Source organism: Streptomyces sp. NPDC104761 (assembly GCF_055583445.1).
The window spans coordinates 628,166-642,060 of sequence record NZ_JBVJNZ010000002.1; the positions used below are offsets into that span (position 1 = coordinate 628,166).

General features: G+C 71.1%; 20 protein-coding genes. 6 read left to right on the forward strand and 14 right to left on the reverse strand.

The window, feature by feature from the left end; genetic code table 11:
• Positions 1–98: 98 nt before the first annotated feature.
• Positions 99–692, reverse strand: coding sequence for an RsiG family protein (locus ACZ63F_RS09365; protein ID WP_352360860.1), 594 nt, complete (start codon positions 690–692; stop codon positions 99–101).
• A 157-nt stretch (positions 693–849) separates the two neighbouring features.
• Between ACZ63F_RS09365 and dtd the strand changes: the two genes are divergently transcribed.
• A complete protein-coding gene (dtd, locus tag ACZ63F_RS09370; RefSeq protein WP_351961524.1) occupies positions 850–1,275 on the forward strand; it encodes a D-aminoacyl-tRNA deacylase in 426 nt (141 codons plus the stop codon).
• 13 nt (positions 1,276–1,288) lie between these two features.
• On the opposite strand, the gene ygfZ is transcribed toward dtd, so the two are convergent.
• The 8 genes from ygfZ to ACZ63F_RS09410 form a co-directional block, all read right to left on the reverse strand.
• Positions 1,289–2,254, reverse strand: a complete 966-nt coding sequence (ygfZ, locus tag ACZ63F_RS09375) for a CAF17-like 4Fe-4S cluster assembly/insertion protein YgfZ (protein ID WP_469709878.1) — start codon at positions 2,252–2,254, stop codon at positions 1,289–1,291.
• A gap of 10 nt (positions 2,255–2,264) precedes the next feature.
• Positions 2,265–2,741: a Fur family transcriptional regulator gene (locus ACZ63F_RS09380; RefSeq protein WP_351703365.1), complete on the reverse strand. Its 477-nt coding sequence runs from the start codon at positions 2,739–2,741 to the stop codon at positions 2,265–2,267.
• Between the two features lie 34 nt (positions 2,742–2,775).
• A complete protein-coding gene (locus ACZ63F_RS09385) occupies positions 2,776–3,351 on the reverse strand; it encodes a heme-binding beta-barrel domain-containing protein (protein ID WP_351703368.1) in 576 nt (191 codons plus the stop codon).
• A 230-nt stretch (positions 3,352–3,581) separates the two neighbouring features.
• Positions 3,582–4,565, reverse strand: a complete 984-nt coding sequence (locus ACZ63F_RS09390) for a hypothetical protein (RefSeq protein ID WP_469709879.1) — start codon at positions 4,563–4,565, stop codon at positions 3,582–3,584.
• Positions 4,562–5,488, reverse strand: coding sequence for a hypothetical protein (locus tag ACZ63F_RS09395; RefSeq protein WP_469709880.1), 927 nt, complete (start codon positions 5,486–5,488; stop codon positions 4,562–4,564). Before ACZ63F_RS09395 ends, ACZ63F_RS09390 begins: the two co-directional genes overlap by 4 nt.
• Positions 5,485–6,294: a hypothetical protein gene (locus ACZ63F_RS09400; RefSeq protein WP_469709881.1), complete on the reverse strand. Its 810-nt coding sequence runs from the start codon at positions 6,292–6,294 to the stop codon at positions 5,485–5,487. Before ACZ63F_RS09400 ends, ACZ63F_RS09395 begins: the two co-directional genes overlap by 4 nt.
• Positions 6,295–6,393: 99 nt before the next feature.
• Positions 6,394–6,753 (reverse strand): DoxX family protein, encoded by a 360-nt coding sequence (locus tag ACZ63F_RS09405; RefSeq protein WP_469709882.1) that lies wholly within the window; start codon positions 6,751–6,753, stop codon positions 6,394–6,396.
• Positions 6,750–7,238 (reverse strand): cupin domain-containing protein, encoded by a 489-nt coding sequence (locus ACZ63F_RS09410; protein WP_469709883.1) that lies wholly within the window; start codon positions 7,236–7,238, stop codon positions 6,750–6,752. Before ACZ63F_RS09410 ends, ACZ63F_RS09405 begins: the two co-directional genes overlap by 4 nt.
• 107 nt (positions 7,239–7,345) lie before the next feature.
• Between ACZ63F_RS09410 and ACZ63F_RS09415 the strand changes: the two genes are divergently transcribed.
• Positions 7,346–8,203 (forward strand): LysR family transcriptional regulator, encoded by an 858-nt coding sequence (locus ACZ63F_RS09415; RefSeq protein ID WP_469709960.1) that lies wholly within the window; start codon positions 7,346–7,348, stop codon positions 8,201–8,203.
• Between the two features lie 112 nt (positions 8,204–8,315).
• On the opposite strand, the gene ACZ63F_RS09420 is transcribed toward ACZ63F_RS09415, so the two are convergent.
• A complete protein-coding gene (locus ACZ63F_RS09420) occupies positions 8,316–9,056 on the reverse strand; it encodes an SDR family oxidoreductase (RefSeq protein ID WP_469709884.1) in 741 nt (246 codons plus the stop codon).
• Positions 9,057–9,183: 127 nt separating this feature from the next.
• Here ACZ63F_RS09420 and ACZ63F_RS09425 point away from each other — a divergent pair, with 127 nt between their 5' ends.
• Positions 9,184–9,732, forward strand: a complete 549-nt coding sequence (locus tag ACZ63F_RS09425) for a TetR/AcrR family transcriptional regulator (RefSeq protein ID WP_469709885.1) — start codon at positions 9,184–9,186, stop codon at positions 9,730–9,732.
• Here the strand turns inward: ACZ63F_RS09425 and ACZ63F_RS09430 are convergent.
• Positions 9,722–9,994 (reverse strand): DUF397 domain-containing protein, encoded by a 273-nt coding sequence (locus tag ACZ63F_RS09430; protein WP_469709886.1) that lies wholly within the window; start codon positions 9,992–9,994, stop codon positions 9,722–9,724. The genes ACZ63F_RS09425 and ACZ63F_RS09430 overlap by 11 nt on opposite strands.
• Entirely contained in the window at positions 9,976–10,818 is an 843-nt protein-coding gene (locus tag ACZ63F_RS09435; RefSeq protein ID WP_469709887.1) for a helix-turn-helix domain-containing protein, read from the reverse strand. The genes ACZ63F_RS09430 and ACZ63F_RS09435 overlap by 19 nt, the downstream gene beginning before the upstream one ends.
• A 176-nt stretch (positions 10,819–10,994) precedes the next feature.
• On the opposite strand from ACZ63F_RS09435, the gene ACZ63F_RS09440 reads away from it, so the two are divergent.
• Positions 10,995–11,363, forward strand: coding sequence for a hypothetical protein (locus tag ACZ63F_RS09440; protein ID WP_351961534.1), 369 nt, complete (start codon positions 10,995–10,997; stop codon positions 11,361–11,363).
• Positions 11,360–11,593, forward strand: a complete 234-nt coding sequence (locus tag ACZ63F_RS09445; RefSeq protein WP_469709888.1) for a DUF7848 domain-containing protein — start codon at positions 11,360–11,362, stop codon at positions 11,591–11,593. Before ACZ63F_RS09440 ends, ACZ63F_RS09445 begins: the two co-directional genes overlap by 4 nt.
• On the opposite strand, the gene ACZ63F_RS09450 is transcribed toward ACZ63F_RS09445, so the two are convergent.
• Positions 11,580–12,179, reverse strand: coding sequence for a TetR/AcrR family transcriptional regulator (locus ACZ63F_RS09450; protein ID WP_469709889.1), 600 nt, complete (start codon positions 12,177–12,179; stop codon positions 11,580–11,582). The two genes, ACZ63F_RS09445 and ACZ63F_RS09450, sit on opposite strands and share 14 nt — an antisense overlap.
• A gap of 94 nt (positions 12,180–12,273) precedes the next feature.
• Between ACZ63F_RS09450 and ACZ63F_RS09455 the strand changes: the two genes are divergently transcribed.
• Positions 12,274–12,693, forward strand: a complete 420-nt coding sequence (locus ACZ63F_RS09455; protein WP_469709890.1) for a VOC family protein — start codon at positions 12,274–12,276, stop codon at positions 12,691–12,693.
• Positions 12,694–12,714: 21 nt separating this feature from the next.
• On the opposite strand, the gene ACZ63F_RS09460 is transcribed toward ACZ63F_RS09455, so the two are convergent.
• A complete protein-coding gene (locus ACZ63F_RS09460) occupies positions 12,715–13,746 on the reverse strand; it encodes a LacI family DNA-binding transcriptional regulator (protein ID WP_469709891.1) in 1,032 nt (343 codons plus the stop codon).
• Positions 13,747–13,895 lie beyond the last annotated feature (149 nt).

Below are 13,895 nucleotides of genomic sequence, written 5' to 3' on the forward strand. Positions count from 1 at the left end.
GGAGCCGCATATGAGATACAGCCCCGCGCCCCTGAAAGACCGGGGAAAAGACCGGAGAAAAGAGCGAAGAAAGGACCGACGACCAGGGGTGCTTCGCCTCAGGTCAGCAGGTCGTCGACCTGGGCTTCGCCCTCCCGGTACCTGCGGGTGATCTCGCCGCTCGAATCGTCGGCCGTCCGCTGCAGCCGCTGCCTTCGTCGGGACACCTCCTGCTCGTAGCGGACCAGGCGGCCCATCGCCGTGTTCAGTTCGGTGTCCGTGCGGGCCTCCAGGTCGGAGAGTTCGACCTCGGCCAGCATGTCGGCCGCCAGCCTGCCGTACTCCTCGTTGTGCGGCGTGCCCAGCGTGACGTGGCGGGCCGAGGAGCGGTGGCGGGCCGGGGCGTCCGTGAGGATCTCCGGGAGCCGGTCCACGACGGCGGCTGCGCCCGCCGGGGACCGGCGGGCCAGTTCCGCGCGCAGGATGTCGATACGGCCCTGGAGCAGCCGTCGGACGTAACTGAGGTCGGCCTCGTCGCGCTGCGCGTCCCGGCGCAGGACACGCAGTTCTGGCAGGCTCAGGCGGGCCAGGTCGTGCTCCGGCGGCTCCGCCGGCAGCGGGATGTCCTCGCCACGCTGTGCGGGCGGCCTGGGCAGGCTCTGCACGCTCTGCGTGCCCTGCGTCTTCAGTCGCCCGGTGCTCGGTGTGCTCATACGTCTCAACCGTCCCCTCGACCGGCGTGTGGAAGCATGGTGCCACCCCAAGTGGCCGCAATGTGACCGAGTGCCCCCGAACGGCCCTAGTTGGGACGTTACGGATCAATAATGGGCCCCTGTGGGGGGCATGTGGGCACCGGGCATGATGGTGCGCATGCGAGCGGTGGTACAGCGGGTGGACGGCGCGAGCGTCGTCGTGGACGGCGAGACGGTGGGCGCGATCGAGGGCGAGGGCCTGTGCGTGCTCGTCGGGGTGACCCATGACGACACCAAGGAGAAGGCGGCCCAACTCGCCAGGAAGCTCTGGTCGATCCGCATGCTGGCGGACGAGCGGTCGTGCAGCGACGTCGACGCGCCGCTGCTCGTGATCAGTCAGTTCACGCTGTACGGCGACGCCCGCAAGGGGCGCCGGCCGACCTGGAACGCGGCCGCGCCGGGCGCGGTGGCGGAGCCGCTGGTGGACGAGGTGGTCGCGCAGTTGCGGTCGCTGGGGGCGACCGTGGCGACCGGGCGGTTCGGGGCGCAGATGCGGGTGTCGCTGACGAACGACGGCCCGTTCACCGTCCTCCTCGAGATGTGATGCCGGGGCGCGGCTACGGCTCGACGATCACTTCCTGTGCCGCGGCCGTCTCCCCCGCCACCAGGCGGGCGTCCGCCGGGACGTTGCGCTTGACCAACGCCAGGGCCACCGGGCCCAGTTCGTAGTGGCGCACCGACGTCGTCACGACGCCGATCTTCCGGCCGTCCTCGCCCTCGTCGGCCACCCGGATCTCGGTGCCGTGCGGCGGCAGGTGCACCTCGCTGCCGTCCAGGTGGAGGAAGACCAGGCGGCGCGGCGGCTTGCCGAGGTTCTGCACCCGGGCCACCGTCTCCTGGCCGCGGTAGCAGCCCTTCTGGAGGTGGACCGCGGTGCCGATCCAGCCCAGCTCGTGCGGGATGGTCCGGTGGTCGGTCTCGAAGCCGAGCCGGGGCCGGTGGTGCTCGACGCGCAGCGCCTCGTAGGCGAGCAGCCCGGCGGCCGGGCCCGCCTTCTCGGCGTACGCCTCCAGGTCGGCCCGGGGCAGGAAGAGATCACGGCCGTACGCCGTCTCGCGGACGACGGCCCCCTCCGGGGCCTCGGCGATCGAACCGGCGGGCAGGTGGACGACCGCGAAGTCGGCGGTGCGGTCGGCGACCTCCACCCGGTAGAAGAACTTCATCGACTCCAGGTAGGCGATCAGCGCCTCCTGGGTGCCAGGCTCGACGTGGGCCCAGACGGTCGTACCGTCGTCGACCAGGTACAGCGCGTGCTCGATGTGGCCGTGCGCGGAGAGGATCAGCGCCTCGGTGGCCTCGCCGGCCGGCAGCTCGCTGACGTGCTGCGTGAGGAGCAGGTGCAGCCAGCTGAGGCGGTCCTCGCCGGTGACGGCGACGACCCCCCGGTGGGAGAGGTCGACGAAACCGGCGCCGTCGGCGAGGGCGCGCTGCTCGCGGAACAGGTCGCCGTAGTGCGCGGCGACGCCTTCGTCCACGCCCTCACCGGGGACGGCGCCGGGCAGGGACAGCAGGGGGCTCTTCATATGCGTAAGCCTACGACTCGGTAATTGAACTCTGGACGGACGCGGACGCGGCGGATGCCGCCTTGGCTCTCTTCAGCGTGCAGTCCTTGCAGCGCCCGAAGATCGCGAAGTGTTTCATGTCCGTCTCGAAGCCGAAGTCGCGCCGCAGCTTGGCGGTGAACTCCGCGGCCACCGCCACGTCCGCCTCGATCACGTTCTCGCAGTCGCGGCAGACCAGGTGGATGTGGTGGTGACGGTCGGCGAGGTGGTACGTCGGCGCACCGTGCCCGAGGTGGGCATGGCTGACCAGCCCCAGCTCCTCCAGGAGCTCCAGGGTCCGGTAGACCGTCGAGATGTTGACCCCCGACGCGGTCTTCCTCACCTCACCGAGGATGTCGTCGGGGGTCGCGTGCTCAAGGGTGTCCACGGCTTCGAGCACGAGTTGCCGCTGCGGCGTCAGCCGGTAGCCGCGCTGCCTGAGGTCGCTCTTCCAGTCGGTGCTCACCACACCGAAAGTCTAGAACTACTTCCGAATTCCAGAACTACTTGAAGAACGCGATGCCGTCGTCCGGCATGTCGTCGGGGAGGGCCTTGGCCCAGCGCTCGACGTCCTCCGGGGTGACGACCTTCTTCAGGTGCGCCGACATGTAGGGGCGCAGCTCGACCTCGGGGGTCTGCTTCTCGCCGACCCACATCAGGTCGCTCTTGACGTAGCCGTAGAGGCGCTTGCCGCCGCTGTAGGGGGCGGAGGCGGCGGTTCGGGCGACGGCGTCGGTGACCAGGTCGATCTGGGGCTTCTGGTCGGCCATCTCGCCGTACCAGATCTCGATCACGCCGTCGTCGCGGACCATCGTGACCTCGACCTTGCGGTGGGCGTCGATGCGCCAGAAGCCGGACTCCGACTCCAGCGGGCGGACCTTGTTCCCGTCGTGGTCCAGCACCCAGGTGTGGGAGTGGTACTCCAGGAAGTCCCGTCCGTCGTGGCTGAAGGTGACCTCCTGGCCGAAGTTGCACTTCTCCGAGCCCGGGAAGTCGTGGACACCCGCGCCGGCCCAGCTGCCGAGCAGGAAGGCGAGCGGGACGAGGTCCTTGTGCAGGTCGGACGGAATCTCGATCATGAGTGGTGGTTCCTAGACTCGGGCTCGGACTCGTTCAGCGCTGGCCCTGGTACAGCTTCTTCACGGTCAGCCAGGCGAAGGCGACGACGCCGACGCAGACCAGGACCAGCAGGGTTTCGAAGAAGGCTTCCACGGGTGCTCCTTGAGCGAGGTCGGGCGTACGTACAAGAGCCGGGCCCAAGCTTACGCGGCCCGGGCCCGGCGCTCTTGGCGAGGTACACCCCGCGGGGTCAGTCCAGCAGCTCGCTCTGCAGGGTCACCGTCTGCTCGAAGGGGACGGTGGGCATGCCGCCCTTGCGGGACTGGATGATCACGCCGACGGTGTCGCCGGAGGCCAGGTAGGCCTGGCGGGCCTGCCGGGCGCCGTACGGCTTGAGCTCCGTGTAGGGCGCCAGCAGGACGTGCTCGATCCTGGCCGGGTCCGGGAACTTCCCGTCGAGTTCGAACTGGTCCCCGTCGCGCAGCGCATAGGCAGGCGCCGCCTGGCTCATGAGCTTCCCGTTGAGGATCGCCTCCGCGACGGCGGCGGTGTCGAACTGGAGCAGGTAGATCCGGGTGTGCGTGCCGTCAGGGGTGGTCCAGCCGCGGGCGGTGATGTGCCGCAGGCCGTTGTCGAGGAGCGTCTGGCCCAGCTCCTTCCGGTCGTCCGCGGAGGCGAACTCGGCGAGGAAGCCCTTCGTCGGCAGCCAGCCGTCCGTGCCCTTGAGCGAGGTGTCGGCGGTGGCTCCCTCCGGCGCCGGGAGGACCAGTTTGCGCAGGTCGGCGTAGTGGGTGCCGGCCAGGTTGCGGGCGTCGTCGTTCGGGCCGGGGCTGCCGGAGGGCAGCGGGGGCTTCACGAGGACGGGGTACGTCCAGCGGCCGTCGGAGTGCGTGGCGAGACCGGGTACGTCGGTGCGGTCGAGCCGCGTGATGCCGTACGCCGTGCCGGTCCCGACGACGCCGAAGACGGCGACGGCGGCGACCCAGCGGAGCGTGGCCCGCAGCAGCCGCCGGTCCTTCTTCACAGGCACGGGCGGCACGGGCTCCAGGGGCGGCACGGGTTCCGCGGGTTCCGCGGGTTCCACGGGTTCCATGAGTTCCACGGGCTGCGCGACCTCGGGGACCGGGTTCGGGTCCGCGTTCGGGACGGGGGACGGGTCCGCGACCGGGTCCGTGTTCGGCTCTGGCTGCGGCTCCGGGTTGGGGTCCGCGTTCGTGTTCGTCTCGGTGGTCATACGGCCGCCCCCGGGTCCTTGATCCGTTCGAGCTGGGCGTGCAGCATGTCCGCCGCGCTCTTCGTGTCCAGCGGCTTGGCCGCGGTGGCCGTGGCGGTGACCAGGACGTCCCCCACGTAGCCGTAGCAGAGCATCGAGTCGAGCTTCTCGCCCGAGTCGGCCTGCGGCAGGAAGCACGAGGTCGAGTCCTTGTACCCCGCGATCTGCGGGCCCTTCCGGAAGACGTCCAGCGCGTCGAAGAGCTCCCGCTCGGCGTTGGCGATGGTACGGACCGTGGCCCTGTTCTCCATCTGGGCCAGCTGGATGTCCATCGTGTACTCGTCGTCCTCGAACCCGGCGGTGTACACATAGCTGCGCATCACCATGCCCTTGACCGGGTTCCTGTCGATCTGCCGGTCCAGTTGCTGACGCTGCGACCGCGGCAGGTCCTGGATCGACTCCTTGCGCAGCGCCGTGGCCTGGGCGCCGGTCAGCCGCACGTCCGAGCCGAACCCGGCCAGGTCCGGGCCGCGCCCGTAGTGCTCGTCGTCGTAGGGCAGCAGCATCCCCTGGAGGCCGGTCTGCTTCGCCGCCGCCGTCCCCTTGGACTCCTTGGGCAGGCTCCAGTGGGGAGCACCGGGGTCGCGGTCCGCGGCACGCACGGTCACGACCGTGCCGACGACACCCGCGACGACGGCCGCGGCGAGGACACCGGCGGTGACGAGGACGCCGAGACGGCGCGGGGGGCGCGGTGGCGGGGCGGCGGGGTCGGGATGGGGGCCGGGGTCGGGGTCGGATGCGGCCTCGGACACGGCCTCGGATGCGGCCTCGGGAACGGCCTCGGGTACGGCCTCCGACACGGCCTCGGGAACGGGCGCCGTCGGCTCGGAGACCGTCGGCTCCGGCGTCGCCGCCGGTTCGGGGTGCACGGATTCCTCGCTCACAACCGCTCCATCTGCCGCTTCGCCAGATCCAGCACCTTCGTCCTGGAGATCGGCTTCGTGTCGCTGATCCAGATCTCCATGGCGATGTCCCCGCGCCACGCGTGCGCCTCGGCCGAGTACACGTTCACGCCGTACCCGCTGTCGGGCTTGTGGTGGACGTACGCCATGCCGTCGCCGGTGCCGGGGATCGGCCAGCTCTCGGTGTCCCGGGCCCCGGAGTCGGCCCAGTAGTACGCGTCCGCCGCCGCGTCCGCGGCCGTCGTGCTGGTCTGCTCCTGGCGGTACTGGATGAGCCTGATCTCGACGTTGTAGGTGCTGCCCTCCCGCCAGGTGGTGGCGGCCGCCCGCCGGAAGTCGTCCTGCGCGATCAGGTCGCGGAAGGCCCCGGCCGGCTTGTCGAACGTCTCCGCGTACTCGGTCAGGCCCATCCAGCCGTCGGTCCCGACCGTGTACAGCCCCTTGCGCGCCCCGCTCGGCTTCTTCAGCAGCAGCTTGCGCAGGTCGCCGTCGACCTTGACCTTCCGGTCCTCGGCGGCCGACAGCGGCTCCGGACCGGGGCCCTTCGCCTGCGCGACCGACGCCTGGGAGAGGGACGGCAGCGCGGTGGGCGACCGGTCGGCCTGGACGAGGTAGCCGACGCAGGTGCCGGCCACGACACCGAGAACGGCGGCACCGGCGATCAGCGCGGCGGTGCGGCGCGCCCTGCGCCCACGTACGGGCGAGGCTTCCTGAAGGGCGTCCGGAGCGGCCTCCGGAACGGCCTCCGGAACGATTTCCGGTGGTTTCTCTGGTTCGGGTACGTCCATTTCGTCCCCCCTGCTCGTAACGGAAACACGGATTCCGTGATCCGCGCGCCACAGGAGACTCATGGTCCGCTCAATGAGTTGTACAAATATTAATTACGATCAGGACACCGCATCGAGCCAGACGGTCGCCCCCGCCGCCGCCAAGAGCGTGAGATTGAGGGCCACTTGGCGGTCCCCCCGCCGCAGGTGGACCCGGACCGCCCCGACTTGGAGCACGACGAACCCGACGGCGGCGGCCAGCCCCAGCCAGGGCACGACGCCGGTCAGGCGCGGGAGGACGAGGCCGGCCGCGCCGAGGATCTCGACGCTCCCGATCGCCCGCACGGCCGGCATCGGCATGCTGTCCACCCACGCCATCATCGGCAGCAGCCGCTCCTTGCTCGCCACGACCTTCAGCCCGCCCCCGTAGAGGTAGAAGAGGGCGAGCAGACCGGCCACGGTCCAGTACGCGACGGTCACGAGGCGCCGGCCGGCTCGGTGGCGTAACGGCTCATGATCTCGGCGCTCGCCCGCGGGTCCGGCGCCGTGCCGGTGGCGAACAGGTCCCGCAGGTCCCGGAAGTACTGCACGTACAGGTCGGGCGTGAACGTGCTGAGCATGACGGCCGGTTCGCCGGTGACGTTGGCGAAGGTGTGCGGGGCGCCGGGCGGCACCATGACGAGGGTTCCGGCCGTGGCGTCGTACTCCTCGTCCCCGACGGTGAAGCGCACCGAGCCGGAGATGACGTAGAACCCCTCGTCGTGCTGCGCGTGCCGGTGCTGCGGCGGGCCGGGGGTGTGCGGCGCGAGGACGGACTCGGCGAGGCCGAGGCGGTGGCCGGTGGTACGGCCGTCCTCCAGGACGCGCATGCGGGTGGTGCCGAGCATCAGCACCTCACCGTCGCCGGGTCCTACGACGGATACCGCGGGGTGGTCCTTGTTGTCGTGGTTGTCGTGAGTCGTCATGCTCCGATTCGACGGCCGGGGCGGTCCGGCTGTCCAAGACCTGTTCCGCAGGCCCGATACCCGGTCGGTATCGTTGCTGCATGGAGTGGATGGGGCGAAGGGAGCGCATCGAACTGCGCACCCTGCGCTATTTCGTGGCCGTCGCCGAGGAACTCCACTTCGGCCGGGCCGCCGCGCGGCTCCACATGAGCCAGCCCCCGCTGAGCCGGGCGATCAAGGCGCTGGAGACCGAGATCGGCGCGCGGCTCTTCGAGCGGTCGCCGGCCGGGGTCGCCCTGACCCCCGTCGGCGCCGTCCTCCTCGACGAGGCCCGCGCGCTCCTCGACCGGGCCGACCGGCTGCGCGTACGGGTCGCCGCGGCGGCCGGGGCCGGGGTGCTCACCGTCGGCCTCCTCGGCGACAGCACTGATCCCGGCGTACGGCGCCTGGCCCGTGCGTACCGCGAACGCCACCCGGGCGTCGAGATCCGCATCCGCGAGACCGACCTGACGGACCCCACGTGCGGGTTGCACGCGGGAACCGTCGACGTCGCCCTCACCCGCGCGCCGTTCGACGAAACAGGGCTGATGGTGCGGGAGTTGCGCACCGATCCGGTCGGGGCGCTGCTCCGTGCCGACGATCCGCTGGCGGGCCGGGAGAGCCTGGAGCTGGCCGATCTCGCCGACCGCCGCTGGTTCCGGTTCCCGGAGGGCACGGACCCGCTCTGGCAGTCGTACTGGAACGGCGAGGAGGCGCGGGAGGGCCCGGTCGTGCGGGCCGTCCAGGAGTGCCGACAGGCGGTGCTCTGGAACGGCACGGTGGGCATGACCCTGGCCGGCCACGACCCTGGGGCCGGGCTCACGGTCGTACCGGTCGCCGACATGCCGCCGAGCCGGGTGGTGGTGGCGTGGGCGGCGGGGGACGGGAATCCGTTGCTGCGGTCGTTCGTGCGGGTGGCGGCCGCGGCCTATCGCCACCACGACTGACGGCGGGGTTCCCTACGCCCTTTCGACTGTTGTTTCCCCGTGCGGCGGCATGGCTGGAGGCATGTGATCAACGGGTGACCGTGCCCGGCCGGAGCGCAGACGCCGTCCGGCGTCAGGCCTGCACGGTCGGCCGGACCACGATCTCGCTGATGTCGATGCCGGCGGGCTGCTCGATCGCGAAACCGATCGCGGACGCGACGGCGGAGGGCGGCATGGCGATCTCGTCGCGCTGCCGGGCCAGCGCTGCCGCCGCCTCGGGGCTGCCGCCCCTGCCGACCCCCTCGGTGTCGGTGAACCCGGGTGAGACCAGAGTGACCCGCAGGTCGGGTCCCGACTCCTGCCGCAGCCCCTCGGTCAGCACCTTCACCGCCGTCTTGGTGGCCGCGTAGACGCCCTGCGGGGATTTCACGACATGGGCCGCGGTGGAGGCGACGTTGACGAAGTGGCCGGAGCGCTGCCGCCGGAAGACCGGGAGTGCCGCCCCGATGCCGTTCAGCAGCCCGGTGACATGCGTCGCGACCATCGCGTCCCAGTCGTCCTGGCGCAGTTCGTCGAACGGCGACACCGCCATCGTGCCGGCGTTGGAGACCAGGACGTCGAGCCGCCCGAACCGGTCGACCGCCGTGTCCGTCAGGAGCGTGAGGTCGGCACGGCGCGTCACGTCGACCACGACCCCGACGGCGGAGCCTTCCTTTGCCGTGATCTGTTCCACGACCTCGTTCAGCCGGCCCTCCCGCCGCGCCCCGAGGACGAGCCGCGCCCCTTTCGCCGCGAGGTAGGCCGCCGTCTCCGCGCCGATGCCACTGCTGGCACCCGTGATCGCCACGACCTTGCCCTCGATCCCTGATGACATGATCAACGCCCTTTCAAGGGGGATATGCGCAGGCCAAGCCATGGCCTACGATGAAAGTGGAGGCGCCACCACTTATCCCGGGACACTAAGTGGAGGCACCCCCACTTAGCAAGTCGAAGGAGAACCCTTGCGAGCTGACGCCCAGCGCAACAGAGACAAGATCCTCACGGCCGCGGTGCGGATGTTCGCCGAGGAGGGGCTGGACGTGCACCTGGAGCGCATCGCCAAAGAGGCGGGCGTGGGCAGCGCGACCCTCTACCGCAACTTCCCCACCCGGGAGGCCCTGATCGAGGCCGTCTACCGCAACGAGGTGGCCCAGCTCTGTGACGCCGTCCCCGGCCTGCTCGCGACGAAGCCGCCCTTCGAGGCCCTGCACGCCTGGACCCGTCTCTTCCTGGACTACGTCACCACGAAATACGGCATGATCGACGCCCTGCGTGCCATCGCCGCGACGGGAAGCAGCCCTTACGGCCAGAGCAGGGACATGGTCCAGGCCGCCATCAGCGCCCTGATGGACGCATGCGTGGCCGCCGGCGCGATCCGGACCGACATCAGCCCCGTCGACCTGGCCACCGCCCTTGAGGGCATCGCCGTCACCTCGGCGAAGCCCGAACAGCGGGCACGGGCCGAGCGCCTGCTCGACCTCACCCTGGACGGGCTCAGGGTCAGCGCCTGACTCCGTCGACGAAGGCCGCCCAGGCGGAGGCGTCGAAGAGGAGGGTTCCGCGAGAGGGGGCCTTGCTGTCACGGACGGGGACGAGGGAGGGGAGATTGGCGGCTACTTCGAGGCAGTTGCCGCCGTCGGAGTTGCTGTAGCTGCTCTTGTGCCAGGAGGCGGAGGCCAGGAGATCGTCGGACACCTCGACGCAATCGCCGCCACTCGTGTTGCTGTAGCTGCTCTTGCGCCATGTGACACCACTCAGGTCGACAACTCGCACGGCACTTCCTCCAACATCCGCAGGATGAACTTGCGTGACTCCGCCGGTGAAAGCGCCAGGTCGCGCATCGCATCGTACCTACGCAGGAGCAGCTCAACTGAGGCGTTTTCTTCCACCAGTTCACCACGCAAGTCGTTCTCCGTGTAGGCGACCGTACGGCCATCCCGCAACCGCAGGAACTTCACGGAGGTATTCATCAGGCCGTGCGGTCCAGCGCTGAACGGCAGTACCTGAAGCGTGATGTTCGGGCGCTCGGCGGCTTCTGCCAGGTGCTGCAATTGCTCCCGCCACGCCCTCAAGTCACCTAGCGACGTGTGCAGCACCGCCTCAGACAGGATGACGCGGAACATCGGCGCATCGTCGCCTTCAAGCAGTTGGCGACGCCCCACCCGTGCTTCTACCTGCTGCTCCAGTTCTGCGCCCTCGATCCAACCCACCGCCAGCGCCTCACGGGCGTATCCAGCCGTCTGGAGCAAACCCGGCGGAGAACTCACAGCGTAATGCCACAGACTCACCGCCTCCGCCTCCAGCACCATGTACCGCCGGTACTGCTCCTTGAACTGCGACGGATCCCCAACCGCCAGCTCCCACAAGGCCAGCAACAACCCAGGCGTCCCATAGAACTGGTCCAGCGCCTCCACGACCTCCGGGCTCCCCAGGGTCCGCCCGCTCTCCATCTTCCCGAAGTTGGACGCGTCCCAGCCCAGTTCCTCGGCCAGCCCCTTCAAGCTCACCCCCCGGTCCGCCCGCAGCAACCGCAGCTCCTCCGCGAACCGTTGCCTCGGCTCCTGGCTGCGTCCCGTCACCACCCGCCTCTGCGGCACCGCACCCCTCCCTGACTCCCCGTGGAATATGTGGAATGAGCGCCGCCAGACGGGGAAGAACCGGTCCTTCTCGGCGCGCCGACCCCACCTCCCGGCCATCCTCGTAGCAGCCTCGACACGCAGAGTAGTCCAACTCTCGCATTTCGTATAGATGTTGGACAAAAGGAGCGAATGCCATGGAGCCCGGAACCCTGCTCTACGACACCGCCACCGACCAGGTCGGCGAGTACCGGGACCAGTCGGGGCCGTACGCGATGCTGCGTCCCGTGGGGGGAGGGAGAGAGTGGCAGGCCCATCCGTCGACGCTGCGGCCCGCCACCGACAGAGAGCGGCTCAGCGCGGGCGTACGGGCGGCGAACGACCGTACGTGGGCCGTGCCGCCGGACCCCGAGGACCTCAGCCGGCCGCCGTGGCCGGTGCCCGGCTGCGCCGAGTGCACGCACCTCGACGACCGGCGGGAGACCGCGCGCGCCGCGCACGACCACAGCGCGGCCACCGACGCCAACGTACTGCTGCGCCAGCACCAGCGGGCGGAGCACCCGTGACCCGCCGGGTCTTCCGGTACGTGCCGTACGTGATCGCGCAGGACGCGGGCGCCGCCCCCGAGTACGAGGCGCGGTGCGTGTCGGGGGACGAGGAGGACTGCGGGGCCGGGTCGGGGGTGTGCGGGCATCCGGCTCAGGTGGAGGAGTGGCAGCGCAGGCACACGCAGGAGACGCGGCACGTGCGGTACCGGCGGGTCTTCGCGGACTACGCGGTGCTCACCCCCGCGTGATCGCCCGGGCCGTGCGGGCGGCCCTGGCCTCCGTGTCCGTGAGGGCTTCGCCGCCCACGCCGAACAGACCCTGGCGGAGGAACACGGCGAGGCCGTGTGCCGCGCCGGCGACGCGGAGCAGCAGGTCGTAGGCGTCGTCCGGGTCCGGGGCCAGCCGGCGGACGACGGGCAGCAGGAGGCCGGTCAGCTCGTCACCGGCCGAGGCCAGTTCGGCGAACCGGGACTTGTCGAGGCCGGCGTGGAAGGTGATGTCGAACAGGGCCGGTTCCTCGGCGGCGAACCGGACGTAGGCGGCGGCGAAGGCCGCGAGCTGCTCCACGGGGTCCGCACTGCCGGCCAGCGCGCGGCCGAAGCGGTCGTACTGCTCGCGGTATCCCCTCGTGGCGAGTTCGGCCAGCAGGGTCTCGCGGTCGGCGAAGTGCTTGTAGGGCGCCGCGACGCTCACCCCCGCCCGGCGGCTCGCCTCGGCCAGGGTGAAGCCGTGCGGGCCCTTTTCGCCGACCAGTTCGAGGGCCGCGCGCAGCAGGGCGTTGCGCAGGTCCCCGTGGTGGTGGCCGGTGGAGCGCCGTTTGACGGGAGAGCTCATGGCGCTAAGGTTAACACCACTTACCAGGTAAACGGCATTAACCAAGGCCGTTGCCCAGTGCCGTCACCCGGCGCTGCCGACCATGGGAGTCGCCATGCCCTCCGCCCGTTTCCACCACATCAGCCTCTCCGTCGCCGACCTCGCCGCCCAGGAGGCCTGGTACGGCAGCGCCTTCGGACTCACCCACGTGGACGAACGACTGGAGCTGCCCGAGGCGGGCGTCCGCACCGTCGTCCTCAGCGACGGGGACGGTCTGCGCGTGGAGTTCGTCGAACGGCCCGGGTCGAGCCCGGCCGCGCCCGCCGACCCCTTCGCGGCCACCGCCGTGCAGACGTTCACCCACCTCGCCCTCCAGGTCCCGGACCTCGACGGCACGTTCGCCCGGTTGACCGGCGAGTGCGAGGCGGCCCCGGTGTCGCCGCCCGCGCCCGGGGTCAGCGCCGGCATGCGGTACGCCTACGTCGCCGACCCGGAGGGCAACCTGCTCGAACTGATCGAGACCTCGACCGCCTGACACCCGTCCCCGGGCGACTCCTCAGGGGTTCCGACGGAGCGCCGTGCTGCCCCGGACCACCAGTCGCGGCGCGACCACGTCCTCGCGGACAGGAGGCACACCGTCCTCCAGGCGGGCCGTCACCGCCGCGACGGCGAGTTCGGCGATCCGCGCGGTGTCCTGGGCCACCGTCGTGAGGTCGATGTGGGGCAGGCGGGCCACGCGGCTGTCGTCGAAGCCGACCACGGAGATCTCCCCGGGGACCGGGACGCCCGCGCGGAAGAGCGCGCTGAGCAGGCCGGTGGCGCAGGCGTCGTTGAAGGCGAGGACGGCGGTGGGCCAGGGGGTGGCGTCCACGATGGCGCGGGCGGCCGCCGCGCCGTCCTGTTCGGTGAGGCCGCCGGGCAGGATGCGGACCCGGTCGCCCAGGCCGTGGCCGGTCATCGCGGTGCGGTAGCCACGGCGGCGCTCGGCCGCGCCCGGCGCCCGGCCGCCGTCGATGTGCAGGATGTCGCGGTGGCCGAGGGCCACGAGGTGGTCGACGGCCTGGCGGGCGCCCTCGTCGTCGGCGGTGCGGACCACGTGGACGCCGGGGACGGCCGGGCGCAGGCGGCGGGCCACGGAGGCTGCCGGCAGCAGGGCGGCGAGTTCGGCCAGGCGGCCGGGCGGCGCCTTCGGGCCCAGCAGGATCAGCGCCTCGCAGCGGTCGCCCAGCAGCGACTCGACGGCCTGGCGCTCGCTGCGGCTGGCCGCGACCGCGCTGAGGGCCAGTTGGTAGCCGACGGCCCCGGCCGCGGAGTAGAGGCGCTCCACCAGGTCGGCGTGGAAGGGTTCCTGGATCTCGAACTGCACGCCGATGAGCCGGGTGCGGTTGCTGCGGAGCAGGCGGGCGCGGGAGTCGGGGCGGTAGCCGATCTCCTGGGCGGCCGCCATGACGCGCTCGCGGGTGGCGGTGCTCGCGCCCTTCGCGCCGCGCATCACGATCGACACCAGCGCCGTGGAGACACCGGCGCGGGCGGCGACGTCGGCGAGGGTCGGCCGGCGGCCGTCGGGAACCGCGGGGGTCGGCGGCACGGCAGTCTCCCTGGTCGTGGGCGTGGACAGCGGATCACGCGATCGTAGAGGAGGGAGGGAAGCCTCAGGTCGGGGCAACTGCAACGTTCTAGGCTCGCGACGCTCCCATGTCTTGACATAGTCACCACGGGCTGGCGTACTGACGGCAG